This is a genomic window from Mesorhizobium sp. USDA 4775, assembly GCF_054062655.1.
This window is the reverse complement of sequence record NZ_JBSSFM010000001.1, coordinates 5651599-5677739: the sequence shown is the minus strand read 5'-3', so window position 1 is coordinate 5677739 and position 26141 is coordinate 5651599. Positions and strand designations below refer to the sequence as shown.

At 60.2% G+C, this 26141-nt stretch carries 26 protein-coding genes and 2 pseudogenes; 7 read left to right on the top strand and 21 right to left on the bottom strand.

The window, feature by feature from the left end; all coding sequences use genetic code 11:
• Positions 1–257: 257 nt before the first annotated feature.
• Positions 258–875 (bottom strand): response regulator transcription factor, encoded by a 618-nt coding sequence (locus ACVILI_RS27860; RefSeq protein ID WP_202358423.1) that lies wholly within the window; start codon positions 873–875, stop codon positions 258–260.
• 6 nt (positions 876–881) lie between these two features.
• A complete protein-coding gene (locus tag ACVILI_RS27855; RefSeq protein WP_051726998.1) occupies positions 882–2585 on the bottom strand; it encodes a sensor histidine kinase in 1704 nt (567 codons plus the stop codon).
• A gap of 503 nt (positions 2586–3088) precedes the next feature.
• Here ACVILI_RS27855 and ACVILI_RS27850 point away from each other — a divergent pair.
• The 4 genes from ACVILI_RS27850 (at position 3089) to ACVILI_RS27835 (ending at position 9375) form a co-directional block, all read left to right on the top strand.
• On the top strand, positions 3089–3679 hold the full coding sequence (locus ACVILI_RS27850) for a GAF domain-containing protein (RefSeq protein WP_038655051.1): 591 nt from the start codon (positions 3089–3091) through the stop codon (positions 3677–3679).
• A 127-nt stretch (positions 3680–3806) separates the two neighbouring features.
• Positions 3807–4454, top strand: coding sequence for an MEDS domain-containing protein (locus ACVILI_RS27845; protein ID WP_038655054.1), 648 nt, complete (start codon positions 3807–3809; stop codon positions 4452–4454).
• A 350-nt stretch (positions 4455–4804) separates the two neighbouring features.
• Positions 4805–7387: an excinuclease ABC subunit UvrA gene (locus ACVILI_RS27840; protein WP_240565199.1), complete on the top strand. Its 2583-nt coding sequence runs from the start codon at positions 4805–4807 to the stop codon at positions 7385–7387.
• 263 nt (positions 7388–7650) lie between these two features.
• Entirely contained in the window at positions 7651–9375 is a 1725-nt protein-coding gene (locus ACVILI_RS27835) for an FAD-dependent oxidoreductase (RefSeq protein ID WP_240565198.1), read from the top strand.
• Positions 9376–9606: 231 nt separating this feature from the next.
• Here the strand turns inward: ACVILI_RS27835 and ACVILI_RS27830 are convergent.
• From ACVILI_RS27830 to ACVILI_RS27810, 5 genes and pseudogenes are all read right to left on the bottom strand, one after another.
• Positions 9607–9774: pseudogene (locus ACVILI_RS27830) on the bottom strand (DUF983 domain-containing protein); the annotation flags it as partial.
• 29 nt (positions 9775–9803) lie between these two features.
• Positions 9804–11072 carry an IS256 family transposase gene (locus ACVILI_RS27825; RefSeq protein ID WP_457102671.1) on the bottom strand — a complete coding sequence of 423 codons (1269 nt, stop codon included), beginning with the start codon at positions 11070–11072 and terminating at the stop codon, positions 9804–9806.
• 39 nt (positions 11073–11111) lie between these two features.
• A complete protein-coding gene (locus tag ACVILI_RS27820) occupies positions 11112–11435 on the bottom strand; it encodes a DUF983 domain-containing protein (RefSeq protein ID WP_457102670.1) in 324 nt (107 codons plus the stop codon).
• Between the two features lie 29 nt (positions 11436–11464).
• Complete coding sequence (locus tag ACVILI_RS27815) at positions 11465–12052, bottom strand: hypothetical protein (RefSeq protein WP_240565196.1); 588 nt, start codon at positions 12050–12052, stop codon at positions 11465–11467.
• 174 nt (positions 12053–12226) lie between these two features.
• The gene (locus ACVILI_RS27810; RefSeq protein ID WP_240565195.1) at positions 12227–12808 is read right to left on the bottom strand and encodes an NADPH-dependent FMN reductase; all 582 of its coding nucleotides are present in this window, start codon (positions 12806–12808) and stop codon (positions 12227–12229) included.
• Between the two features lie 527 nt (positions 12809–13335).
• On the opposite strand from ACVILI_RS27810, the gene ACVILI_RS27805 reads away from it, so the two are divergent.
• Positions 13336–13830, top strand: coding sequence for a hypothetical protein (locus ACVILI_RS27805; protein WP_240565194.1), 495 nt, complete (start codon positions 13336–13338; stop codon positions 13828–13830).
• Between the two features lie 384 nt (positions 13831–14214).
• Here ACVILI_RS27805 and ACVILI_RS27800 read toward each other — a convergent pair whose 3' ends face one another.
• From ACVILI_RS27800 to ACVILI_RS27750, 11 genes and pseudogenes are all read right to left on the bottom strand, one after another.
• Positions 14215–14601 (bottom strand): PRC-barrel domain-containing protein, encoded by a 387-nt coding sequence (locus ACVILI_RS27800; RefSeq protein WP_240565193.1) that lies wholly within the window; start codon positions 14599–14601, stop codon positions 14215–14217.
• Between the two features lie 218 nt (positions 14602–14819).
• The gene (locus ACVILI_RS27795) at positions 14820–15128 is read right to left on the bottom strand and encodes a putative quinol monooxygenase (RefSeq protein WP_202358435.1); all 309 of its coding nucleotides are present in this window, start codon (positions 15126–15128) and stop codon (positions 14820–14822) included.
• Between the two features lie 124 nt (positions 15129–15252).
• A complete protein-coding gene (locus ACVILI_RS27790; RefSeq protein ID WP_202358436.1) occupies positions 15253–15795 on the bottom strand; it encodes a DsbA family protein in 543 nt (180 codons plus the stop codon).
• Positions 15761–16273, bottom strand: a complete 513-nt coding sequence (locus ACVILI_RS27785) for a redoxin domain-containing protein (RefSeq protein WP_240565192.1) — start codon at positions 16271–16273, stop codon at positions 15761–15763. The genes ACVILI_RS27790 and ACVILI_RS27785 overlap by 35 nt, the downstream gene beginning before the upstream one ends.
• Before the next feature lie 24 nt (positions 16274–16297).
• Entirely contained in the window at positions 16298–16906 is a 609-nt protein-coding gene (locus ACVILI_RS27780) for an HdeD family acid-resistance protein (RefSeq protein WP_457102669.1), read from the bottom strand.
• A 246-nt stretch (positions 16907–17152) separates the two neighbouring features.
• Positions 17153–17347 (bottom strand): annotated as a pseudogene (locus tag ACVILI_RS27775) (transposase); the annotation flags it as partial.
• A 175-nt stretch (positions 17348–17522) separates the two neighbouring features.
• On the bottom strand, positions 17523–18368 hold the full coding sequence (locus ACVILI_RS27770; protein WP_240565190.1) for an aldo/keto reductase: 846 nt from the start codon (positions 18366–18368) through the stop codon (positions 17523–17525).
• Between the two features lie 49 nt (positions 18369–18417).
• Positions 18418–18888: a GlcG/HbpS family heme-binding protein gene (locus ACVILI_RS27765; RefSeq protein WP_457102668.1), complete on the bottom strand. Its 471-nt coding sequence runs from the start codon at positions 18886–18888 to the stop codon at positions 18418–18420.
• A 28-nt stretch (positions 18889–18916) separates the two neighbouring features.
• A complete protein-coding gene (locus tag ACVILI_RS27760) occupies positions 18917–19633 on the bottom strand; it encodes a type 1 glutamine amidotransferase domain-containing protein (RefSeq protein ID WP_240565189.1) in 717 nt (238 codons plus the stop codon).
• Positions 19634–20132: 499 nt separating this feature from the next.
• Entirely contained in the window at positions 20133–20474 is a 342-nt protein-coding gene (locus ACVILI_RS27755; protein WP_457102667.1) for a BON domain-containing protein, read from the bottom strand.
• A complete protein-coding gene (locus ACVILI_RS27750) occupies positions 20443–20787 on the bottom strand; it encodes a BON domain-containing protein (RefSeq protein ID WP_457102666.1) in 345 nt (114 codons plus the stop codon). The genes ACVILI_RS27755 and ACVILI_RS27750 overlap by 32 nt, the downstream gene beginning before the upstream one ends.
• 341 nt (positions 20788–21128) lie before the next feature.
• Between ACVILI_RS27750 and ACVILI_RS27745 the strand changes: the two genes are divergently transcribed.
• Together ACVILI_RS27745 and ACVILI_RS27740 are read left to right on the top strand one after the other, a co-directional pair.
• Entirely contained in the window at positions 21129–22040 is a 912-nt protein-coding gene (locus tag ACVILI_RS27745; protein WP_240565200.1) for a DnaJ C-terminal domain-containing protein, read from the top strand.
• Positions 22041–22403 carry a chaperone modulator CbpM gene (locus ACVILI_RS27740; protein WP_240565187.1) on the top strand — a complete coding sequence of 121 codons (363 nt, stop codon included), beginning with the start codon at positions 22041–22043 and terminating at the stop codon, positions 22401–22403.
• A gap of 124 nt (positions 22404–22527) precedes the next feature.
• Here the strand turns inward: ACVILI_RS27740 and ACVILI_RS27735 are convergent, their stop codons facing one another.
• The 3 genes from ACVILI_RS27735 to ACVILI_RS27725 form a co-directional block, all read right to left on the bottom strand.
• Positions 22528–23109: a nucleotide exchange factor GrpE gene (locus ACVILI_RS27735; RefSeq protein ID WP_240565186.1), complete on the bottom strand. Its 582-nt coding sequence runs from the start codon at positions 23107–23109 to the stop codon at positions 22528–22530.
• Complete coding sequence (dnaK, locus tag ACVILI_RS27730) at positions 23081–24997, bottom strand: molecular chaperone DnaK (protein WP_240565185.1); 1917 nt, start codon at positions 24995–24997, stop codon at positions 23081–23083. The genes ACVILI_RS27735 and dnaK overlap by 29 nt, the downstream gene beginning before the upstream one ends.
• Positions 24998–25095: 98 nt before the next feature.
• A complete protein-coding gene (locus ACVILI_RS27725) occupies positions 25096–25764 on the bottom strand; it encodes a hypothetical protein (RefSeq protein ID WP_457102665.1) in 669 nt (222 codons plus the stop codon).
• Positions 25765–26141: the final 377 nt, after the last annotated feature.

Sequence of the window (26141 nt, the reverse complement as noted above, 5' to 3'; positions counted from 1 at the left end):
GCTGAAGCAACGCGCCAGGTACCCGCCGAGCTTAGGTCACCCGCATGCGCCGAGACCTTGGCTCGGGGAGGTGCGTGGCAAATATGGCCGGGCGGACCGGCACGCCCAAACGCCAACTCTCTCGTATTTATTGCCTTTCGCTTTGCGGACCATCTGGCCGTCTCGGTTGAAGTCGTGAGCGCCGGTTTCCCGGAACTTACGTCATCCAAATCGAGCGTGACGATGTACTGGAGCAGACACCTCCAGCAAGAACCCGCTCACCTAGCCTCTGCGAGGCTCGCGAGAACAGAAAGCCTGACCGCTTGGCCCAGCTGGTGCACGCCTAGGCGGTCCATCATACGCGAGCGATGAACCTCGACAGTGCGCACACTGATACCGAGATCGAAGGCAATGATCTTGTTTGGCTGCCCGGCTACCAGCGCCTCGAGAACCTGGCGCTCGCGTGGACTGAGCGTATCGATCAGCGCTTTCGCACCAGCAATTTCATCGGTTCGACCCTTCGCCGTGCCGGTCTTCAGCGCGGACTCAATCGCCGCTACCAAGGCGTCGTGGCTATATGGCTTTTCAATGAAGTCCACAGCTCCTGCCTTCATCGCTCGGACCGCGGTCTGTACGTCGCCTTGAGCCGTTATCACAATAACCGGCAAGTCCGGGTTTTTCAGCTGAAGGCGAGCCTGAACCTCAAAGCCGTCCATCTCCGGCATGCGAAGATCCAGCAGAACGCAGCCCGCGGCCAAGTCGCCCGCGACGCCGAGGAATGCCTTCGGCGAGGCATACGACACCACATTGAAACCGATCGCGTCCAGTAGCCGCTCCAACGACCGGCGGATCGCTTGGTCGTCATCAACAATATAAATGCATCGGTCGGCGCCCATCTTCGCTCATCGCTCCAACGGGACAGGCAGCGTCACGCGAAAGATTGCTCCACCGCCGCAATTTGGCTCATATCGCAGCTTGCCGCCGTGGGCCTCCACAATCGAGCGGCAGATCGAGAGGCCTAATCCCATGCCATTGCTTTTTGTGGTGTGAAATGGCTCGAAGAGGTGGTCGGCCATATCGTCCGGCAGGCCCGAACCACGATCTGCTACAGCGATCTCAATCAACTCTTCATCGAGCCGCGCGGTGGCCACGTACAACTCACGCCGCTCAGTCTCTGCCATCGCCTCATGCGCATTGCGTATCAGGTTGAGCAAGACCTGATGCAGTTGAATTCGGTTCCCAAACACCGCTTCGGCGCGCGGATCGAAGCTCAGCCGGACCCGCACGCCGTGCGCTCCGGTTCCCGCGGAGGCAAGAGCACTGGCCTCGCGGATCAAGTCGGGCAGTTTTTCGATCCGCATTTCCGTCTCGCCACGCAAAACGAACTGTCGCAGACGCCGAATGATCTCGCCGGCGCGGAGCGCCTGGTCGGCGGCTTCGTCGAGAACATCGCGTACGGTGTCGACGCTATGCGCGCCGCTTGCGATCATCAGGCGCCCAGCGTTGACCGAATTCGTGAACGCGGTCAGCGGTTGGTTCAATTCATGCGCCAACGCGCCAGCCATCTGACCCGCTGCGCTCAGCCGCGACGCATGAAGCAGCTCGAGTTGCAGCTCTTGCGATCGGACATCCGCTTGCATGCGCTCCTCGGCTTCGAGCGTCAGCCGCTGGAGCGCGTCCGCCAATTCCGATGTGCGTTCTGCCACCCGCTGCTCCAGCGATTCGTTGAGGCGTCGAAGGCTCTCTTCAAGTTGTTTCTGCCCCCTCAGATCGCGGCTGACGGTCGCCATGTTCATAGGGCGACCCGTGCGCAAATCGTCGATGCGGAACCAATCGACGAGGAACGGAATGTCTTCTCCAGTTTTGAAGTGTCGCAGATTGAGCTCGCCGAGCCAGCGTCCGGTCCCCATTACCAGTGGGATCAACTCGCGATGCGCCCGGGTCCGCTCATCGGGAGCCAGGAAATCGACGATGTTAAGCCGCTCCACCTCCTCAATGCCGGAAAGCCCTAGTAGCTCGCAGCCAGCCTTGTTGAGATATTGCGGCGTGCCGTCTAATCGGGCGAAACCAACGAGCTCGGACGAGCGCTCTATCAGGCTCACCAGACGCCGGTGCTGGGCCTCCGCGTGCCAGCGTTGCATGGCGAGCGTTGCGTGGCTCGCCGCAATTCCAAGAACCAGTCGATGCGTCTCGCTTGGAAATTTCGGGTTGACGGAACCTGCGATAATTCCGGCGTCGCCGCCAAAGCCCATTGGTACGGCAGCGATCTGTAACGCTCCCTTCCCAAACGGGTTGTCGATCGCGAATGTCTGCTCGCGGCTATCGAGCCACGCAGCACGAATGATGCGTTCGATGCGACCAGGGGATCCAGCGGATACCGCCTGGCTCGTGCGCATCACGTCGACCGCAGCTTCGTCTGGCACCCTCGGTGCAGACACGTAAATGACGTCTGCATTGAGCATCGAAATCAATCCTGCCGCCACACTGTCGGCGATTTGCCACAAATTGTAGTCTTTCCAGATTGCTGGCAGCGTCGAAAGCGCGACAAGATCGCGGATGCAGTGCCTGAGCTCTTGCGGCTCAGAAAGCTCGTCGACCCAAGGCATGTCGCCTGATCCAATACATAACGTACATCGGATCTTCAGCGCTTGTCCTCAACGCCGAAGCAGCGGCTCATCTTCGCAGTTGCCGCGCGGCGACGACCGTTTGCGACCACGTAGCAGCCGCATCCCGAGCAAAACCATACACTACCTATGCCAATTGCCTAGCGGATTGATTCAAACGTTTGGAACCCTCGATTTCGGGGCAGCGATAATGCCGTCCAAGATCGGATTTCCGATCCGATCAATCCGATCTGGCGCCCAGGAACCATATCCGGCACGGGCTAATGGCTTATCAGATGTCTTTAGTTGCCAGCGAGTGCTCCTTGCAGGGGGCACAGCCACGTCGCGCAAATGCATTCACTGCAGTCACGTGTTGCCGGCTGGCGTGACGAAAAAGTCGATTGCGTAAAATTCCGTAATCCGCCCGCCAGCAATCTCCCAATATAATTTCAGCTATCGCTCGGCCGCGACAATTTTGGCGTGTTACGGCGCGCTGGGGCACATCGATGGCAAAACTCACAGAACCGCTCGACGCCACAACTGGGCAACAAATCGACGCTATCCTGCTGGGGCTAAGAGATTCCCCGGATGTCGGCGCGGGCCTGCTGCAGGCTCTCGATATCGCGATCGACATGATCGGCGCGGACATGGGCACGCTGCAGCGCTTCGACGCAAGAACCGACTGCCTGACAATTGTTGCCAGCCGCGGGTTCTCAAGCGAAGCCCTGAGCTTTTTCGGCACCGTGCGTCGCGATACCAACACCACTTGTGCTGTCGCGCTGACGCGGCGCATGCGTGTGTTCGTCGAAGATGTGACGACGAGCTACCTCTTTGTGGGCACGCGCGAGCTCGATATGTTGCGTGCCGGCGGCATTGCGGCGGCACAGTCGACGCCGCTGATCAGCAGCCACGGCCGCCTCTGGGGAGTGTTAACAACGCACTTTCGCAAACCGCAGACAAAGCGCGAGTTCGATCATGCTCCGCTGGACAGGCTCGCCGCCCAGATCGCGGACAGCCTGGAGCAACGAGAGGGCCTGGTGTCGAGCCGGCGCTTTCACGGCAGGCAATTCCCAAAGGACTCTCAACCGCGAGACTGACTATGGCTGCAACACCGGAACGCAATCGAGGGCCTTTTGCGCTGAATGACGAATGGACTCCTAAAAGAAATGAGCGGACAATCGCCTGAGATAACGAAAGCAGAGAAGATCGGATCTGGGGACTGACATGAAATCAACGACCCAGCCTATTCCTTTTGGCGGATCCATGTTGCGTGAGCACAGGCATGTCTGCGCATTCTTCAATTCGGCGGCGGAGGAGTACGACACGTTGCTGCCGTTCATCTGCGACGGCATCAACTGCGGCCAGCGCGCCTATCATGTCCTCCCTGATAGGCACAAGGAGGATCACTTCCAGCGGTTGCGCAACGCCGGCATCGACGTCGAGAAGGCGATGAAAAGCCGCCAACTCGAAGTCGCGTTACCGGAGGACACCTATCTCGAGACCGGACGCTTCAACAAGGACGCGATGCTCGTCCTCATCCAAGAGGGCTTGAAGGCCGGCTCCGAGCTCGGCTTCCCTTTGACGCGGATGATCGCGCACGCCGAAGCGGCCGTAGACGACTGGAAGAGCAGCAATGAATGGGTTGAATACGAGATGCGACTCAATAGCGTGCTGCCGAACTACGACGACCCGGTAATTTGCACCTTCGACGCCAATCTGCTCACGGCGCCGCATGCCATCGATATTCTTCGCACGCATCCGATGGTCATCATCGGGGGCGTTCTGGTCGAGAATAGCTTCTTTACGCGCCCGCAGGACTTCATCCGCGAGGTGCAGTCGCGAACCGAACCGAGGCGATCCTATATGGGATAGCCCTTCGAAGCTCCAAGCCCATTAAATGCCGGCGCGACATCAGAATCTGTCTGCAGGCTGAAGGTGTCGGGGCGCGTTCCAGAGAAAGGTAGCGGCGGTCACGCGAGCGGGCTCAGATGAATTTTTGCCAAGGTGGGCCTTTGGCGACGCTCTAACCTAACAGCAAATTGACGGGCATCAATTGATGCGGATCGCATCGCCCCCAATGTTTCTGCCTGCCCGGCCGTGAGCTGGCACAGGGCAGCCCGTACGATCCCGGCGCTGGGTGGATCGCTGGACAAATCGATAGCGATCATTGTGGTCGCGACGGCGCTCTGCCGCAATGGGTTCTACCTGGCCGGTCTAAGCACATGCTGGAAATCAACAAGCCTCCATTTCAAGCAGCGGCAGAAGAGCGTCCGCAAGGCTTCGTTCGCATGCGTGGAGCGCGCGAGCATAATTTGAAGAACATCGATCTCGTCATTCCCCGCGATGCCCTTGTGGTGTTTACCGGTGTGTCCGGTTCGGGAAAGTCGTCGCTGGCCTTCGGCACGCTCTACGCGGAGGCGCAGCGGCGTTACCTCGAATCGGTGTCTCCCTATGCGCGGCGTTTGTTTCATCAGATGGCGGTTCCCGAGGTGGACGAAATCGACGGTCTGCCGCCGGCCGTGGCCTTGCAGCAGCAACGCGGCTCGCCTTCCACGCGCTCTTCCGTCGGTAGCGTGACGACACTGTCCAACCTCCTGCGGATGGTGTACTCGCGCGCCGGCGACTATCCACGGCACCAAGCGCATCTCGATGCCGAGGCTTTCTCGCCCAACACGCCGGCGGGAGCCTGTCCCCAATGCCATGGGCTCGGTCGGGTCTACGAGGCGACCGAACGCTCGATGGTGCCGGATGATTCCAAAAGCATTCGCGAGCGCGCCATTGCCGCCTGGCCGCCTGCCTGGCATGGCGGCAACCTGCGCGACATGCTGACTAGTCTAGGCTACGACGTCGATCGCCCCTGGCGAGAGCTGCCGAAAGAAGCCCGCGACTGGATCCTGTACACCGACGAGCAGCCGGTGGTCCCGGTCTATATCGGGTATGACCGGGACGAGGCGCGACGCGCGATCAGGCGCAAGGAGGAGCCGAGTTACCGCGGCAATTTCTCCAGCGCCAGGCGATATGTGCTGAACACCTTTGCCACCACTGAAAGCGCGTCGATCAAGAAGCGGGTGGCACGCTACATGGTGAGCACCGAGTGCCCGCTCTGTGACGGCAAGCGGCTTCGCCGCGAAGCGCTGTCCGTCAAGTTCGCCGGTTTCGATATTGCCGATATATCGAGGATCCCGCTGGCAAGACTCGCTGATCTCTTGCGCCCCTATGCGGAAGCCACCGCTGCCACCTTGACCAAGCTTAAGACGCGGCATCCGGAGAAGGCGTTGGTAGTGCAGCGGATCGCCGAGGACCTCAGCGGCCGGCTGAAGGTTCTGCTCGACCTCGGGCTTGGCTATCTTTCACTGGAGCGAAGCACCCCGACGCTGTCACCGGGGGAACTTCAGCGCCTGCGACTTGCAACCCAAGTGCGTTCCAATCTGTTCGGCGTCGTCTATGTGCTAGATGAGCCCTCCGCCGGACTTCATCCTGCGGATACGGAGGCGCTGTTGACGGCGCTCGACCGATTGAAACTCTCAGGCAATTCGCTGTTTGTCGTCGAACACGATATCGATGTGATCCGCCATGCGGATTGGATCGTCGACGTCGGCCCAGGTGCCGGCGATCTAGGCGGCCATGTGCTCTACAGCGGTCCGCTGCAAGGGTTCGAGCAGGCAGAGCAATCGCAGACCCGCCGGTACCTGTTCGGCGATACGATCGTGTCAGATCGAACGCCGCGCCCGCCCAAGGGCTGGTTGCGGCTGCGCGGGGTCAGCCGGAATAACATCCATGGGCTTGATGTCGATTTTCCGCTGGGAGGATTTACAACCGTGACTGGCGTTTCCGGTTCGGGCAAGTCGAGCTTGGTGAGCCAGGTCCTGGTGGAATTGATTGCAAAGCAGCTCGGCCATCCCATCCCCTCGATCGATGATGAGGGCGACGAACTCGAGCGGACCGTAGTGACGACACGGGGCGGTCGGATCGCGGGCGGGGCGCAGGACGTCAAGCGCCTGGTGGTCGTAGACCAGAAAGCGATCGGACGCACACCACGGTCCAATCTCGCCACGTATACGGGGCTGTTCGACCACGTTCGCAAAATTTTCGCGGCCACAAAGTCGGCGCGCGCCCGCCACTATGACGCTGGGCGCTTTTCCTTCAATGTTGCCAAGGGCCGCTGCGCGACCTGCGAAGGCGAAGGCTTTGTTTGCGTCGAACTGCTGTTCCTGCCCAGCGTCTATGCGCCATGTCCAAGTTGTCATGGCGCGCGCTTCAATCCGCAAACCCTGGAGATAGAATACCGCAACAAGAACATCGCCGCGGTCCTGGGAATGACGGTCGATGACGCCTTCGCCTTTTTTACCGAGGAGCCGAAGGTGCGCCGATCCCTCGATGTGCTGCGGCAGGTGGGCCTCGGCTATCTGCGGCTTGGCCAGCCGGCGACGGAGCTTTCCGGCGGTGAGGCCCAGCGGATCAAGCTTGCCTCCGAGCTCCAGCGGCCGCAGCGCGGCGATACGCTCTACATCCTTGACGAGCCCACTACGGGACTACACCCGGCTGACGTCGAGAGGCTCATCGCGCAACTCGATGGGCTTGTCGAATCCGGCAATACCGTCATCGTGGTGGAGCACGACATGCGTGTCGCCGCCGGCAGCGACTGGGTCATGGACATTGGCCCTGGGGCAGGTGACGAAGGCGGTCGTGTGGTCGCGTTCGGCAGGCCAGCCGAGGTCGCGGGATCGTCCATAAGCCGCACGGCGCCATATCTGTCGCGGTTCAGGGCTCGGCTCGCGCCCAATCGCCTTGAAGCACTTCGGTAGAATCGCGGGGATCCGCTCAAGCGCTCGGCTGTCAACATGAGCAGCACACGGACGGCGTGCACGACACATACCAGAGGCTCGACGTTGGCGATCTGCGTAATTGCCGAGTTGACGGTCGTCAATGACAAGGCTCAGCGGGCGCTTAATGGTGGGCTTCCACTATGCTCGCGACAAGGCGCTCTCACGGCAGACAAGTTCGCGAAATGCTTGTCGCACAGAGGTCGCGCGATCGAGGCCGTGAGAAGAACCCGTGAGGATATCTGATGCCGAAGATCGATCCGAGCAATGAGAGGATGTTTCCGAAATTCTCGGCGGCGGAAATCGATCGGCTTTGTCGCTTCGGCCACCGCCAGCGTTACAGCAAGGGCCAGCCGCTATTCGTGACGGGAGAGATCGCGCCTGGTATGTTTGTGCTCAAGAGCGGTCGCGCCCAGGTCACGCGGCGCGACCCGCTGGGACATCTCACTCCGATCGTGGAAGTGACTGCAGGCGATTTCGTCGCCGAAGTGGAACAGCTTTCCGGTCGGCCGGCGCTGGTCGACGTTCACGCGGTCGACGATATCGAGGCCATTCTCATTCGGGCTGAGGACCTGCGCAGGGTCATGATCGCGGAGCCCGAGATTGGCGACCGCATCATGCGCGCGTTGATTCTGCGACGCATCTCCCTGATTGAAGCGGGCGCCGGCGGACCGGTGCTTATCGGACCCGAGGACGCTCCCGATGTCGTGCGGCTGCAAGGCTTCCTCGCCCGGAACGCCTATCCATTTGAGGTGCTCGATCCTGCGAGTGATCGCGATGCCGCGGATCTCGTCAACAAATATGCGCCGGATGCGAGCGACCTTCCCCTGGCGGTGTGTCCCAAGGGCACCATTTTGAAGAATCCCAGTGAGTCAGACCTGGCACGCGCCCTTGGGATGGTGCGGAGGGACGGTCGAGATCGGACGTACGATGTCGCCATCGTGGGGGCCGGCCCCGCGGGTCTTGCCACCGCGGTCTATGCGGCGTCCGAGGGGCTTTCGATCGTGGTCTTCGACGCACACGCGTTCGGAGGACAGGCCGGCGCGAGCGCGCGGATCGAGAACTACCTCGGATTCCCAACTGGCATATCTGGCCGCGACCTCACCGGGCGTGCCTATGTGCAGGCGCAGAAATTCGGCGCAGAAATGGCGATTCCGTCCGGCATCGCGCGCCTGGACTGCGGTCAAAATCCGCTGATGCTGGAACTCGCTGACGGAGATCGCACCAAGGTTTCGTCCGTTGTCATTGCGTCCGGCGCACGCTACCGTCGGCTTGACGTCCCCAATCTTAGCGAGTTCGAAGGGCGAGGCGTGTGGTATTGGGCCTCGCCCATCGAGGCGCGGCTTTGCCAGCGCGAGGAAATCGTCCTTGTCGGAGGCGGCAACTCCGCGGGACAGGCTGCCGTGTTCTTGCGAGACTACGCCGCCAAGATCTCGCTGGTCGTGCGTGGGCCAAGCCTGTCCGAAAGCATGTCACAATATCTCATTGACCGGATCTATGCGACCAGCACCATCGAAGTGGTGACCAATACGGAGGTGGTTGCGCTGTCCGGCTCACCGCAAGGACAGCTTCAGCGCATCCGGTGGCGCAACCGGGTTTCAGGCGAGGAAACGGACAGGTCGACTCGGCATCTGTTTTTGTTCATCGGAGCCGAGCCGGAGTCTGGGTGGCTGCACGGCTGCGTTTCTCTCGACGCCAAAGGCTTCGTGCAGACGGGTGCGAGCGTGCAGGCGACACGCACCGCCATCGACGGGGCAGAACCGCTGTCACTGCAATCCAGCATCCCTGGCGTCTTTGCGGTCGGGGACGTGCGCTCCGGTTCTGTCAAACGCGTCGGCGCTGCGATCGGCGAAGGAGCCGAAGTGGTGGCCCAGCTGCATACCTATCTCGCCAGCATAGCGAAGGGCGCCGCCGTTCACGCCCCGTCCGCCACCGAGCTTCCGCCCGTCTCTTCGCCTTCAACAAGGTGATGGTCGGACTTGTCGCGGCCTTACGCATCAAGGCCAGGTAACGCACGTTCGTTTCTTCGACTGGCAATACGATCTGGCAATGGGTCTCAAAGAGACGGAAGCGAGTTACCCGTGCAGTTGGCATCGCAGATAGCCCGGCATGAGCGCAACCAACGACTGATGTCAGCGCCAGAGCGGCAGCGCCTATCCGACGCGAGCGTTAGGTATAGAAATGAACCGATGCTGATCTCGTTATTCATGCGGTTCTTGCTTTTGGCGCTCGGCTTCAGCGGCATGCCAATCTCGATCGATCGAACCTTCCGCTGCCTTATGGAAATACTGAGAACAGACGAGCCATCCTTTAAGAGGTCGGAGCAACACTATGCATGCCCCGATGGTCAGAGGCAGGCTTGTGAGGAGCTATGCTGGAATTTGGGTGACGAGGCTGATCAAGCGGCGCTCTGCGGCTTCAATTCGATGACCTCGATTCCATCTTGGAATCTGGCACCTGCGATGAGTTTCGGCAACTGATTTTGTCCTTTCAATCGTCGCCATGTCCTGGCGGCGGCCATGACCAGTTTGAAGACCATCAGCCTTGCGGTCTTCGATGATAGGGAGCCTTTCGTGCGCACCGTGCGATGGCGAACGGTGGCAAAAACGCTCTCGATGGGATTCGATGTCCGCAGATGATCCCAATGTTCGGCGGGGAAATCGTAGAACGCCAGCAAGGCATTCTGATCTTTGGTCAGGCAGTCGACCGCCTTGCCGTATTTCGCATCATATTTCTCGACAAAGACGGCAATCGCCGTCTCGGCTGAGGCTCGGTTCGGGGCGGAAAAGATTTCGCGCAGATCTGTCTTCATGCCGGCCTGCATTGAGTTCGGCACCTTGTTGAGCACGTTGGCTGTCTTGTGCACCCAGCACCGCTGGTGCTTGGTGCCGGGAAGGACCTCATCGAGCGCGCTCCAGAAGCCAAGCGCGCCGTCGCCGACGGCAAGATCGGGCGCGATTTGCAGGCCACGACGCTTCACGTCGACCAGCAGCTCGCGCCAGCTCTGCGCACTCTCACGAATCCCTGTCTGGAAGCCGACGAGTTCTTTTTTGCCCTCAGGCGTGGCGCCGATCAGCACCAGCATGCATTCGGCATGGTCTTCCATGCGCGCCTGGAGATAGATCCCGTCCGCCCACACATAGACATAATGGCGCGCCGAAAGATCGCGCTTTTGCCAACGCTCGTATTCGGTGGTCCACTCTGCCGTCAGCCGCGTGATCACCGAGGGTGAGAGGTTCGCTGCCTCCTTGCCGAGCAGGGCTGCCAGAGCTTCCTGAAAGTCGCCCGTCGAAACGCCGCGCAGGTAAAGAACGGGAAGCAGCGCGTCCAGACTTCGCGTCCGACGCGCCCATTTGGGTAGGATCGATGAGGAAAACCGGACCCGGTCCGCTTCGCCGGTCGCGCCGCGGTCCCGGACCTTCACCCGGCTGACGGGCACCGGCCCGATCCCCGTCTGGATGCTCCGCTCCGGGCCGCGACCGTGCCGGACCAGCCGCTCACGTCCGTCCGGCAGCTTCAGATCCCGCATCTCGGCAAGAAACGCTTCGGCCTCCATCTCGATCGCCTGCGCCAGCAATTTGCGCGCGCCGGTGCGGAGCACATCCGTCAGGGGATCATCGATCTCGTCGGGCTGACGAAGGCGAACAATGTTGATAGTCTCGTTCATGGCGTATCGCTCTCCTTGAGAGGTTCTGGCAGGCTTCAATCACCCGCCTCGATACGCCGCCCTTCTCAAACCGTCATCACCCATTTTCCGCCATAGCTCGCTTGTGAGAATGTGAATCCAGAAAGGTGGCTCAAACCGCAACTGCAACCAAAGAGCAAACGCAAGGGCTGGGAACGCAACAATCGACATTGAGAAGAATGCAGGCCCGTCAGCGGGATCGGCGAAAGAAAAATCCAGTCCACAGACATCACAACTTGGAGCAAGTTTCAGGTAGCCTGCGAACAGGTGTCCCTGCTGACATCTGGGGCACTGACCCTTGAAGCCAGTCAGGATCGGATTCGTGGTTTCGTTATATTCAGTCATGACCGGACCCCATGGCGCAATCAAAATCATCAGAAGATACTGTCGCGGCGGGCCTTGTGCCGTTCCTCGATTAGGGGGCGGCAGGTCTGCTCGACTGCCTTTACTGCAAGGTCAAGCCGCTTCCTCAGAGCGTCTCCCTCCGTTCCCCCCCAACCGATCGAGGCCTCCCATTGATCGCGTTCCTGTTCTCGTCCGGCTGACTCATCGCCGTGGGTCCGGACCAAATTGCGGGCTGAATCGACAATTTCGTTGTGAATTGCCTTTATCTCATCGAACGGGCGTGCAGCCTCTTCCCCAAAGTAAGCCATGAAGCGGTAACGGCTCGCGCGGAGCTCGGAGAACACCTGGCTTTCCTTTGTCAAGCGGTCCACGGGGGCGATGATCTCGCTCTTTTCGGGCCCATCATCGTCCTGGCCGATTTCGGGCCGAACAGTTTCACCTTGATCGGCATCCGAGGCGGGAAACCGCGCCCATGTCAAAATATCCCTGGTCCGATAAAACCCAGCCAAAACCTCTTCTGCAAGTTCGGCCTTCCGCCTGCCGACCGTTTCGGCCCGCCATGCATTGAGCCCGCGCATCCCGGCCCAGCCAGCCAGAAGGGCCGCCATGCCGGTCATTAGATTGGCCCAAGCGGAAACCCATTCAGGTGACACGACCGACCTTCCGTGCGTACGCCCCGTTTCCCGCCTGTTGGAGTTTACTGATTGACAGGCGCACTACGGAGACGACGCTTCGATCTCATTTGCGCATTCGTCCACCAGGACGACATCGTCGCCTCGGTGGCAATTCCATCAAGAGTTCAGCCTTGGCCTTGGCAATACCGTGTAGACGCGAGTGATAAATGCCTGGAATTCCGCCATGTAGCTGCGAAGGAAATCGGCCGTCGTCTCGTCAGTAACTTCGCCTTCATCGGTGATGAGGCCAGGCTTGAACTGGATGTAGGCTTCCGGTGCATTCATCTGCGGTGAATTGCAGAAGCTAAGTACGCTGCGCAGGCTTTGCTGGGCCACTGCAGTGCCGATCGCGCCCGGCGACGTCCCGATTACTGCTGATGGTTTGCGCGCGAACGAGTTTGTCCCGTAGGGACGACTTGCCCAGTCGATGGCGTTTTTCAGACCGCCAGGGATTGAACGGTTGTACTCCGGTGTCACGAACAGCACCGCGTCGACCGCTGCGATGGCATGCTTGAAGGCTTTGGCAGGTGGGGGAAAATTGGCGTCGTAGTCGTAGCTGTAAAGCGGTAGGTCCCTGAAGGAAATTTCCTCCATTTCGAGTTCCGGCGGAGCGAGAGCCACCAGTGCCCGGGCTAGCTTGCGATTGATGGAGGCCGAAGCCAGGCTTCCTATAAAGTAGCCAACCTTATATGCGGTCATGGGACACCTCTTTCCTGGACGTTCATCCGATATGCCGATCTGGCGAAGACCGCGAAAGGCAAAGACACCGCCTGCAAAGTCCAACGGCCGCGGCGTCGCCTGCGTCGCCCCGGAGGCTGCGCGGTGGAAGCAAAAGGCGTCATTGGCGTGCTGCGGACGCGGTTCTCTCGCAACGTTGCTCTCTTCTTGGCTGGTCCCGGCGCCGCTGATGTCAACGCCGAACTCCTTGATGCGGCTTTCATGCTGAGACCGAGCGCGAGGATGCTAACGTGACGATGCTTTTGATGCTCATGCCTTGCTCCTTGGGGAGAAAATCCCAGGACGGGAGTTCTTCTTAGAGCACTCTGTTTACATCGTGCCGCCGGCACCGCGTTGACGGTGGTCAATTTCCGTTCTCAAAGTCCCGGGCGTGTTGTCGGGACCGCCTTCGGGGTCTTTCCTGTTACAAATCCTTAATTTTGCTTTTGCACCCAGCACCACCTATGTTTCCGTTCAAAACCAAATCGTCCCAGAAGGAAACGCTGCCGATGAGCTCTCTTCCTCGCGTGACCGAATGGACCCGAGAGTTTGTATCAAGGCAATTTGATGATCTCGGGCCGGAGGCATGCCTGGCAGAAATCACCGAGTGCCTGACGCGCGAAAACCCGGAGCTCCTGGACATGGCGCGCAAGTGCGCTGCCGATGTCGACAACGGCCCGAAAGTCATGGTTGGCTTTGGCATGTTCTATCAGCTCATGGTTTCGGCGTCGTCCGACACAAACCAGAAGCAAATCATGCATCCATTGCCCCGCGTGACGGCGAAAACGCGCGCTTCGCTCGTGCGCGAAATCGACGAAGAGGGCTCCGAACGGTTTACACTGCAAGCCATTGAAGATCTGGAACGCACCAATCCGGAGCTCATGCAGATGGCGCATGGCTTCGCTTCGCGGCATCAGGATTATTTGCTTGTAATGCAAGGCTTTGCTTTGCTTTACAGATCCCTCGTCGTCCAGTCGGGGGCCGACCGGAAGTATCTGCACTGACAATCCACATACGCCGGGAAGATCCTCAGGCATCGTCGTTACCGAACGCGCGCTAGTGTAGTCGCGATGACGGCAGCGGCTGCAGGTTGATGCGGCTTTTGTAGCCGTAATAAGCCGCGAATCGCAGGCTGGTCATCGCCTCTTACAGGAGCCGGCCAGGTGGGGAGGGAACAAACCGGTGGTTTCACCTGGCCGGGTCTGCAGTGCGCGGCACGATTGCAACTCTAGCCGGAGCAACGCTGCGGGCCTTGACAACCGTCAGTCTGCAAAACTGGCGACAGCAGGCTCATGCCGGTACTGGTCTCAGCATTCTTCGAAAGACTTCTGTCCGAACAAACGCACGCCCCGCCGACAGCGGGGCGTGGACGAGGAGCATTTCGGCAATCATTTCTGTTGATATTTGAACTCCGGCATTTTCTGCAATTCGTCCTTGCTGCCTTGGGCGAGCTCGATCTTCGAGCCATCAGCGCTAATGTCCAAGGCGTTGTAAGGAATGGCGACGAGGTAGCCCCCGAGACCGAGAAAGCCGCCGACCTGGACGATCGCGAACAAGACCTTCTCGCGGTCGACGAGAAGATCGTCGATCTTGCCGATCTTCTCGCCTTTCTGGTTTTGGACCTTGGCGCCGACAAGTTCGGAGGCCCGGTAGCCTTTCGCCACTGCCTTTACATCGACGTCCAAGACAACGACATTCTGCGAGAGAGCCGGCCGTGTTGCTGAAGGCAGGAAGATGGCGGTGGTGAGGAGCGTGCTCGCGCCGAGTGCCAGCATGAGGCGAAGGCCGCAATATTTGTCGGAAGTGCTTTCTGGTTCATGACGAATCCTCTGGACTTGGGAAGGCGACGCTGGCGGTCGATGGGACGATGCCCCCCGCCTCAGCCTCGCAGGCTCCGTGATCGTCGATTGCCGTTGGCCTTGGCGCGTTGACGCCTATAAGTTTCGCGCCATCCTTGCTGGTCAAGGCAGCAGGGGGAGTGGCCGCAGGGTCTTCACTTCGCCGGCTTGTCAGCGATGATAACCAATTTATGAATTTCGGGTGGCTCTGCGAACATGTCGCCTGCCTTGATCTTCTCCATCAATGCGGCTGCAACCTTTCCGTTGAGATGTGCGTCACGTCCAGCTTCGTCGTCGAATGTATCGAATATCGCGAAAGAGGCGGGTCCTCCCTGGATGGCATACCATGAGATGGTTCCTGGTTCGGCGTTGACCAGCGGAACCGCCGATCGCAGGAAGTTCGCAACCTCTTCCTCCTTGCCGGGCTTGGCTACAATCGGAACGTACAGCGCAAACTTTGTCATTGTGGTCTCCTGTTGGAATCTTCGCAGATGATTTGGGTTGCTCGGCCTCGCAAGCTCCGTGATCGTCGATTGCCGTTGGTCTCGGCGCGTTGACGCCCATCAGTTTCGCGCCATATGTTTCCGATCAACGCACCGGGGCAAGAGCATCCATCACAGTCTGGATCGATGCCGAGAGTTCTGGTGCGCTGTAGCCGCCATTGTAGCGCAACCCGTTGACAAAGAAGGTCGGGGTCCCGTTGACGCCGCTGCGGACGCCGCCGATAAAGTCGGCCTGTATTTTGTCGCGGTGGAGCGACCGTGCAATCGAATCTCGAAGCCCCATTTGCGGCAGTTTCAGGGACCCGGCCAAGGTGAACAGGAACCGGACGCTGAGCTGATGCTGGTTTGCAAAAATGGCGTCGTGCATTTCCCAGAACAGACCATGATCGGCGGCATATTCCGCGGCTTCCGCCGCGATCGGAGCGACAGGATGAATTTCCGCCAGGGGAAAGTGCCGGAAGACAATGCGCAGCGCCTGGCCGTACCGGCCCTCCAGGAAATGCATCACCGGATTGGCGGCAGCGCAATGAGGGCATTGATAGTCGCCATATTCCACAAGGGTAACGATGGCATTCTGCGCGCCGCGCGCGTGGTCACGCTGATTGACGGGCGCTCTTAGGGTCGACATTTTTCTTCTCCAGACTTGGCATTTGATCCAGGGCGTCCAAAATGCCGTCAGCCCCGGGATTGACTGCGATCGGCGAGAGATAACTCCAGGCGATGGCGCCCTTTTCGTCGACGATAAAAAGTGCGCGGGCGCTCTCACCGACCTCGTCGCGATAGACTCCATAGGCGCGTGAGATTTCTCCCTTGGGATGGAAATCCGCCAGCAAAGGAAAATGGATGTTTCGGTCTCTTGCAAAGGCTTGGTGGCACCATGCTCCGTCCACGGAGATTCCCACTAACTCGGCACCCCTTTTGCGGAATTCTGAAAGCACGTGGTTGTAGAGCGTCATCTGATCGCCGCAGACTGGGCTCCAGTCGGCCGGATAGAACGCCAGGATCACGCGCCTGCCCGCAAATTCTGACAGCGATAGGGTCTGGCCGGGCGTCACATGAAGATTGAAGTCTGGTGCCTTCGTTGCAGGTGCGAGGATTGATGGCATGGGTTCGCTCCTTCGAGGATTGATCTAAGCGGCGTTGGCGGCAGCCAGATTGCTAGGGCGGGAGGTGCGTTGCGAACGCAATTTGTAGGCCAGCATCAGCAGCGTCACGCCCAGAACCAGAGCGTGAGCTCCGACCCAGAAGGTGAGGACCAGCGCACCGACAAACGGCGAGATTGTGAGTACTATTCCGAGAAGTATGCTTGCGACGCCGGCGATCGCCAGCCAGATGCGGCCATGGTCGATCTTGAGCCGGAACGCAGAGATCAGCATGAATATGCCTGAGACAAGCGCCCAGGCCGCGACAAGAAAGACGAAGGCAAGCACTGTGATGCCCGGCCATAAGACGGCGACGGCGCAGGAAACGATGCCAAGGATGCCGTTGAGGAGCAGCCAAACCCAATGCTCTCCTCTGCGTGCTCCGCGCACTGCCATGATGATCCCGAAGATGCCGTCGATCAAACTGAAGGCGGCAAAGACCACGACCAGCGATAGCATTGTGACAAGGGGCATTGCGAAAGCAGCAATGCCAAAAATGATCGCGACGACACCACGCAATGCGACAGCCCACCAATTGCTGGCGAGTACGTCGTTCATCGCCTCGGTTCTCGTATTGTCGCTCGATGAGATCGTCATTGTGCTCTCCTTTCGGACTTTGATTGCCAACGTTCGACGGCAATGGGATGGTCGACTTTATGTGACTGAAGGCGCGCCAGACCGCTCAATCGGCTGCTTCCGTTCGGCCCATCACGTACCGCTCCCTTTCTGGGCTCGTCGCCGAAGACCAAGTCCTGCGTCAGGACCGGCAGCCTTAGGTAAACGTTAGGAAGGCTTCGCTCCCCCGGCGTTGATGACCGTCAGTTTTGCGGACCAGGCTGTCCGATAGCGCCAGCGCAGTTCTTGCAGGCAGTCGTCGCCGTGCATCCTGGGCAAGTGATCGCGCGTTCCTGAGGAAGTGCAGGTAGCAGCGCTGCCAGGCCGCTTCCGGGATCACTCACCGATCGCCTCGACCAAGCCCGCGTGATCGTTGGACACGACCAGTTCGACGCCCTTGAGGCCGCGCCCCGGAAAACTGATCCGCCGACCAACGGGTCGTCAGGCCCCGGCCCACGCTTGATCCCGACACGCCTGACCGCGCGCTCGTCAAACACGGGCGCGATAAGAATGGATGATATCCTGCTTGCCCGAACGTTAATCCTCGTCGGGGTATTCGGAGTGCCTTTCGCAATCTCGAAAAGGTCGAGCTCGTGCTCTAAAGCATTTCGAGCGTGCGCTTCACTGTCGGCGGTGGGAAGGCATGATCAAGATCCTGCAGGTCCGCGGGTATGAGTCGAATATCAAGCGCGGCACGATTTTCCCGTACATGCTCCAGCTTTCTCGCTTTCGGAATGGCGATGACGCCCTCTTGGCGCAGCACCCAGGCAAGCGCGATCTGCGACCGGCTCACGCCGTACCGCTCGGCCACCTTTGCGAGGCGCCCGTCCTCAGCCAGGACGCCATGTTCCACAGGCGAATAGGCCATGATCGAAATCCCGTGCTGACGACACCAGGGCAGAAGATCATACTCGATGCCTCGCCTCATAAGGTTGTAGAGAACCTGGTTGGTCTGCACGCTGTTCCCTTTAGCAACGCCGGCCAATTCGATCATATCGGCTATATCAAAATTGCTGACACCCCAATGCCGGATCTTCCCCGCTGCTTTGAGCAACTCGAAAGCCGCAACGGTCTCGGCAAGAGGAGTGCCGAGACGCCAATGCAGGAGGTACAGGTCGATCCGGTCCGTGCGCAGTCGCTTCAGGCTGTTGGCGCACGCGGTCGCCACGCCGAGGCGCGAGGCATGTGTTGCTAAAACCTTGCTGACGATAAAGACTTCGTCGCGTCGTCCGGCAACGGCCTCGCCGACAATTTCCTCCGCGCCGCCGTCGCCATACATCTCGGCTGTGTCGATGAGCGACATGCCGAGTTCGAGACCAAGTCTGAGCGCTGCCACTTCGTCGGCGCGACGATTCGGCTTCTCGCCCATACCCCAGGTACCCTGGCCGAGAATTGGGACCTCGTCGCCGGTTGATAATCGCGTCGTCCGGAGGATCGAGGGCATAAGGCTTCCTTCCCAGCTCTAGCAAATCGATGTGATCCTATCGGGCAGGCTAGTCCGCACGTATGGCGAGGCGATCGACGAGCCAGACAGGGGGCTCAGTCTCCCGCAAGTAGCCTAGCGTGCGGCGCAGTACGCGGCGCCCGCTTCGGCGACCGCCTGATCCTGGGCACCCGAGCCGCCGCTCACCCCGATGGCGCCGACATACACGGCCTTCCCGGTAAAGAGGAATGCCGCCGGCGAAGATCATCACGCGGCCCTCGTTGGAGGTATTTATTCCAAAGAAATCTCCCCCGTTCTGTGCGAGCTTCGCAAGATCGCGCGTCGAAATGTCGAAGGCGCGCGCCGTGAACGCCTTCTTGATCGATATATCGACGCTCCCCAACCACGCTCCGTCCATCCGAACGTGCGCTATCAGGTGCCCACCGCCGTCGGCCACTGCGACGTTCATGGGCTGGCCGAGCTCACCGGCCTTCGCTTCCGCTGCGGTAATGATTGAGCGTGCTTCGTTCAGAGTGATCATAGGATGTTCCTTCTATCGGGTTTTGTTTTTACTGCGCCGACGGGAGCGGCTTGGCCGCTTCGTCATACGCTGTGAGTCGGTTGAGGAGGGCCTTCGCGCCAGCCTCCGACGAAGCGGGGTTCTGACCGGTGATCAGATTGCCGTCGACGACGACGTAAGGCTGCCAGTCATGCGTCTTGGAATAGACGCCGCCGTTCTGCTTGAGCGAATCTTCCACCAGGAACGGCACAACGTGCGTCAGCCCAACCGCTTTTTCCTCGGTGTTGGCGAAGCCCGTCACGGACTTGCCCTTGACGAGCGCGGAGCCATCAGGGCCTCGCGCATGACGGAAGACGCCTGGCGCGTGGCAGACGGCGGCGACCGGCTTGCCAATGCCGAACATGACCTCGACCAGTCGTATCGAGTCTGGATCCTCGGCCAAATCCCACAGCGGGCCGTGGCCGCCGGGATAGAAGACGGCGTCGTAGTCGCCAGCGGTGACGGTTGACAGCCGGACCGTGTTGGCCAGAGCGTTCTGGGCCGCCTGATCGAGCTTGAAGCGGGCTGTGGCCGCCGTTTGCGCATCCGGGTCATCGCTTTTGGGATCGAGCGGGGGCTGTCCGCCGTTTGGCGATGCGAGCGTGATGTTGGCGCCGACGTCCTTGAAGACGTAGTATGGAGCGGCGAACTCTTCAAGCCAGAAGCCGGTTTTCTTTCCCGTGTCGCCAAGCCGGTCGTGCGACGTCAAAACCATAAGGATGTTCATCGGAACCTCGATTGGTTGTATCACCTGGGTCGCCAGGACAAACTCGACAGATATCTTTCTGCCCACTGTCCTGTTGCTTGCGGTAGGTTTCATCAGAAGGCCAACAATGCCGCACTTGGCACTATGCGCCGACGAGGATCAAAGTTCGGGCAAGCAGGATATCATCCATTCTTATCGAGCCCGTCTCTGACGAGCGCGCGGTCAGGCGTATCTGGATCAAGCGTGGGGCCGGGGCCTGACGACCCGTTGGTCGGCGGATCAGTTTTCCCGGACGCTGACTTTGCGGGCACTTCTTGTGCCCGACCGAGACGCACCGGAGTCCACGAGGGCGGATCACTCGCTGGGAAGGACTCCATGCCGGCCAACGCCACCAAGTCAACATCCCTGGCTTCTGGCTGACCTCGATCCTGCCTCGTCTTCCGGTCCAAGCTGCGTTCTCCTTCGTAGAGAGCCGGCCGGACCGTAGTACAGTCCGGCCGCCCGCGACGGCTTCTCCGGGTCACGGAGAGATGGTGATCCGGTTTTCAACCTTGGTGACGCCGGGCGCCCGCCATGCGGCGCGCTCGGCTTCCTGTCGTTCCGCCCAGGAACGCACCGTGCCGGTCAGGACCACCTCGCCGCCGCTCGCGGAAACGGTAACGCGACCCGCGTCGACTTGCGCCATCCGCTCCAGTGCATCCTCGATCTTGGCCTTGATCTCGGAAGGAGTGACGCGCGGTTTCAGGATCACCAGGTTCGAGATACCCGTGACGCCCTTGATCTTCCGTACGGCCGCCTCGGCTCGAGTGCGCTGATATTCCCACTCGGCATTACCTTCGAGTGTGAGCCAGCCGTTCTTCACAACGACCTTTGATATTCTCGTGGGAATAGGGAAGCTCGTCCTTGATAGCCTCGACCGCGGCGCGGGCTATCTCCGGATCGGTCCGCCCGTTGCCGGAAGGCAGCCGAACCTCGATGTCATTGGCAACGCCGAGCACGCCCTTGACGCGCTTGGTTGCCTTTTCGGCTTGGTATTTCTGGCTGTAGCTGCGGACAAAGCCACTCAGCGTGACAACGCCACTTTTTACTGCGACGCCGACATCGGAGGCGTCGAGGTCGGGATCCCATTTGAGTTCACTTTCCACATCATGCTTGATGTCGCTATCCAGTCTCATGTCGCAATCCTCCGTTCTGGGCTGATGGGCTGTCTGCGTGAAGCAAATCCGCTTGGCGCAGTTCGGCTAGAATATCTCCGGTGTAGGTGCGTGCGTTGACGGCTGTCAGTTTCACTGGTTCGTCGCATTGGGCGTCTAGGAAGAAAAAGCCCGTCGCTGTAGGAAGCGGCGGGCAGGGGAAAGCAATGTGCTATTGATGACGTATCCACATGCTGTGGGCGCATTGATGACCGTCAGTTTGAGGTCGACGGAATTCGGCTAATTCCTGTTGGCGTTCCGATGCCATTCGAATGGCCTTCACCTCCGGGGCGCTCTCAAAAAGGGGGCCGGCGGAAATCCCGATGAGTGGCGGCGATCCCTACGAACTCCTTGGCGTCAAACGCGATGCCTCGCAGAAGGAAATCCAGGCGGCCTATCGTCGTCGGGCAAAGAAATCCCACCCTGATCTCAATCCCGGTAACAAGCTGGCGGAACAGGATTTCAAGGACCTATCCGCGGCCTACGAAATTCTGCGCGATGAGGAAAAACGCGACCGTTTCGATCGCGGCGAGATAGACGCGACGGGTGCCGAAAAGCCCCAGCGCCGCTATTATCGGGACTTTGCTGATGCCGGAACAGACCCGGGAGCTTACGAAAACGGCGCGGGCTTCGCGGATCTCGGCGCCGACGACATCTTCACGCAATTCTTCTCCCAGCGCGGGCGAAAAGATTTCCGCACGCGCGGCGCCGACGTACGGTATTCGATGGAGATCGACTTCCTCGACGCGGTAAACGGCGGCACGCGCCAGGTGACGCTACCCCACGGCAAGACGCTGGACATCCGCATTCCACCGGGCGCACGCGACGGGCAGATGCTCAGGCTGCGCGGGAAGGGCGGTGCCGGCGAAGGCGGCGCGCAGACGGGCGACGCTCTGATCGAGCTCCATGTGCGCGTTCATCCCTTCTACCGGCGCGAAGGTGACGACATCCGCTTCGACCTGCCGATCTCGCTTGCCGAAGCGGTGCTCGGTGGCAAGATCAGGGTGCCGACGCCCGCTGGGCCCGTGGTCGCGAATGTGCCCGAAAATTCGTCGAGCGGGAGGACGCTGCGCCTGAAGGGAAAGGGTGTGGCCCGGCGAAACGGCGGCCGCGGTGACGTCTATGCCACCCTAAAGATCGTGCTTCCGGAAAAGCCGGATCCTGACCTGAAGGCATTCGTTCCCGGCTGGACGGCCGGCAAGTCATACAATCCACGGCAAGCGATGGGGGTATAAATGCTCGGCTATCGAAAGTTTGCCCGACATGCTCATATCGACACAAAAAGGCTGCGGTTTTTCATCGACCGGGGCTGGATATCGCCGCAGGTGATCGACGGCCACCCGGTGTTCCGCGACGTCGACATGGCGCGCGCCAACCTGGTAGCCGATCTCACCAACGAACTGGGCATCAATGATGAAGGCGTCGACGTTGTGCTGGAGTTGCTCGACCAACTCTACGGCCTGCGCCTTGCCTTTGGCACCTTGATCGACGCGTTGGAGGTTCAGCCGCAGCGGATAAAGCGCCATGTCGTGAATGACGCGCAGAAGCTGAAGGCATTGACTTACCGGAGATCGCGCGGTGGTGGCGCTGCCCTATGATAAGAAAGGCGGGTGAAGACCCTTCTTGCCTGCAAGAAATCTCCGCTTAGGCGACTTCTCTTCCTGTCTTGATCGTTGGAAATCAGAAGAGCCAATTCATCGTGCGGCCAGACCACCTATTGTGCTATCCGGGAACTGCGACGCCGACCATCGCCGGCCGTAGAAGTCGCCCGTGGAGCATGTAACCCGGCTGCAGCACCTCGATGACAGTGCCTTCCGCGGCTGTTGCGTCGGGGCGCTGGAAAATCGCGTGATGGTGATGCGGGTCGAACGCCGAGCCGGACGGGTCGATCTTTTGCACGCCATGCCGGGCAAGCGTTTCCAGGAGATTGCGCTCGGTCGCTTCCACGCCGGCCAAAAGCGGCTTCACCACTGTGTGGTCCGAAGCTTCCACCGGGACGCTCTCGATTGCACGGCGCAAATTGTCGAGCGTGTCGAGCAGATCTTCGGCCAGCCGCGCGCTGGCAAATCTCACGGCTTCGTCACGCTCGCGCTGCATCTGCCGCCGGATATTCTGTTGCTCGGCTAGTGCACGCAGCAGCTTTTCCGTAGTGTCCGCGAGTTCCGCTTCCACGCGCCTCCGGGGCTGATCGCTCGTCGTGGCTTCAACGGCCGGGGCACCCGCATCGGGTTTGGCTCCCGTGGGCTCGGTCCCGGCCGCGTTCCGATCTCCCGCATCACCCATGGCGCTGTCCGTCCTGGTCATCGATCTCCTCGAACTCCGCGTCGACGACATCGTCGCCGGACGAAGCATGCGGTTCTTGCGCCGCTGACGAGGCCGCGCCGGCGCTCGCTTCATGCACCTTGGCGCCAAAGTTCACTGAAGCGATCTGCAGCGCCTTCGTCTTTGCTTCGATCTCGTCCAACGATTCCCCGGCCATTGCCGACTTGAGATCCCCGATAGCCTTTTCGACGGGAGTCTTGTCTACGGTCGCAGCCTTGTCCTTCGCCTCGTCGATCGCCCTCTGGCTGGTGCCAATCTGCGCATCCGCCTGGTTGCGTGCTTCAACCAAGGCGCGTCTTTTCTTGTCGGCCTCCGCATTTGCCTCGGCTTCCTTCACCATTCGATCGATATCCGACTGCGACAGTCCGCCGGACGCGTGGATCTTGATCTGTTGCTCCTTGCCGGTCGCCATATCCTTGGCGGTGACGTTGACGATGCCGTTCGCATCGATATCAAAGGTTACCTCGATCTGCGGTACGCCGCGTGGCGCCGATGGGATGCCGACGAGGTCAAATTGGCCGAGCAGCTTATTGTCGGCAGCCATTTCGCGCTCGCCCTGGAAGACGCGGATGGTGACGGCGCTCTGGTTGTCCTCGGCCGTCGAGAACGTCTGGCTCTTTTTAGCGGGAATGGTCGTGTTGCGCTCGATCAACCGGGTGAACACGCCGCCGAGCGTCTCAATGCCGAGCGACAACGGCGTCACGTCAAGCAGCAGCACATCCTTGACGTCGCCCTGTAGCACGCCGGCCTGGATGGCAGCGCCGATCGCGACCACTTCGTCCGGGTTGACGCTCTTGTTCGGCTCCTTGCCGAAGATTTCGGCGACGGTCTCCTGCACCTTGGGCATGCGCGTCATGCCGCCAACGACAATCGCCTCGTCGATGTTATCCGGCTTGACCTTGGCGTCCTTCATTGCGTCCTTGCAGGGTTTCTCCGTCCGACGGATCAGATCGTCGACCAGATCCTCCAGCTTGGCGCGCCTCAACTTGATCTCAAGATGCTTCGGTCCGTTCTGGTCGGCCGTGATGAAGGGCAGGCTGACGGTCGTTTCGAGTGATGAGGAAAGCTCGATCTTGGCTTTTTCGGCGGCCTCACGAAGGCGCTGAACTGCAAGCCGGTCGTTGCGAAGATCGATGCCCTGCTCCTTCTTGAATTCCTCGGCCAGCCAGTCGACGATCCGCTTGTCGAAATCCTCTCCACCAAGAAACGTGTCACCGTTGGTCGCCTTGACCTCGAAGACGCCATCGCCGATATCGAGGAGCGAGATGTCGAAGGTGCCGCCGCCGAGATCGTAGACCGCGATCGTTCCAGCCTTTTTCTTTTCGAGACCGTAGGCGAGGGCAGCGGCTGTAGGCTCGTTTATGATGCGCAGCACGTCGAGCCCCGCAATCTTCCCGGCGTCCTTTGTCGCCTGCCGCTGGCTGTCGTTGAAATAGGCCGGCACGGTGATAACTGCCTGGCTGACCGTCTCGCCGAGATAGGCTTCTGCCGTCTCCTTCATCTTCACCAGCACATAGGAGCTGATCTGGCCCGGACTGTACTTCTTGCCAGCAACCTCAACCCAGGCGTCGCCATTGTCGCCCTTGACGATCTTGTAGGGGACGAGCTTCTTGTCCTTCTCCACGACCGGATCGTCGTAGCGGCGGCCGATCAGACGCTTGATGGCGAAGAGCGTATTTTCGGGATTGGTCACGGCCTGGCGCTTGGCAGGCTGACCGACCAGGATTTCCCCGCTCTTGGTGAACGCCACGACGGAGGGGGTTGTGCGCCCGCCTTCAGCGTTCTCGATGACCTTGGCCTGCGTGCCTTCCATTACCGCGACGCAGGAGTTGGTCGTTCCAAGATCGATACCGATCACTTTGCCTGCCATCTCAGCCTCCGTCTAGATTTGTCGTCCGGCACCAGCGTGACTGCCGCGCCTTCATCCAGATTCTTGCCAGTCGTGTCGGATGTCGGCCTTGACGATCGTCAGTTTCGGATGCGGTTTTGCTCGGTGTGCGCCAACGGTTCGCCGCCGAGCCACGGGTCGGGTTTGAATTTCGAGAGCGGCAGGTCGTCCAGCCGCTTGTCGATTTCAATTTCGTGCACGCGGATTCCCTCGCCACCGAACTTTGCCAGTATGTCCTGTGCTTCGGTCTCTCTTTCGGGGTTGCGCACGCGCACCCACAGGACGATGCCGCCTGACATAAGCTGCAGTTCCAAGTCTTCGGCCTGCTTCCTTCCAAGCAGGTGTATGGCCGTCGCGCCGAATCCCGCGCCGACGGTCCCGGCTGCGACTGCTGCAGCGGCGACGAGCGCCAGGCTGCCCCCCGAGGCGATCACGCTCATAGCGGCGCTTGCAGCGCCCAGATAGAACAGAATGCCGGCGACGCCGGCGGTCGCGGTCGTGATATCGTCGCGGGCGATATAGGCGCGCCGCGGCGTTCCTGGAACGTCGGCGATTTCGTCAGACGGCACATAAACTGAGCCCAGTCGCTTCCGAACGGTTTCGATATCGCCCACGACGTCGATATCACCGCGGTCGAACCCGGCTTGGAGCAATGCCTCGATTGCGTTTTCCAGTGTTTCCTGGCTCTGGAAGACCGCTGCCACCTCCCGGACCTTGTGTTGTGCGATGACATTGTCGTTTGGATCCATGGCGGCGTCTCCCAATCAATCGGCGGACTGCCGAGTAAAACTAGCGAACGAGATTCCGGCAGCAGCGCGCGGCGCGCTTTGACGGTCGTCATTTTGCTTATGGAAAATTGTCCCAAATCTATCGAGGGACTCCTGGGACTTCGGCGATAAGCGGAAAACCTTCGGATGGACGGTCGCCGGTCCACCGGGGTTGCTCTGTTCGCGGCTACGCGGAGCGGCCGATGCAAAGATTGGCAAATAGCGAGATGGGAAAGGCTTCGGCGCAGATCGCAGCGCTGAGCCCGCGCGAGCGCGACGTTCGAACAGCCGCTTGCCACCGCCATCCCAAAACGGATCGCCTAAGACCTCGTATCAGCGTGCGTATGGTCGAAGTCCAC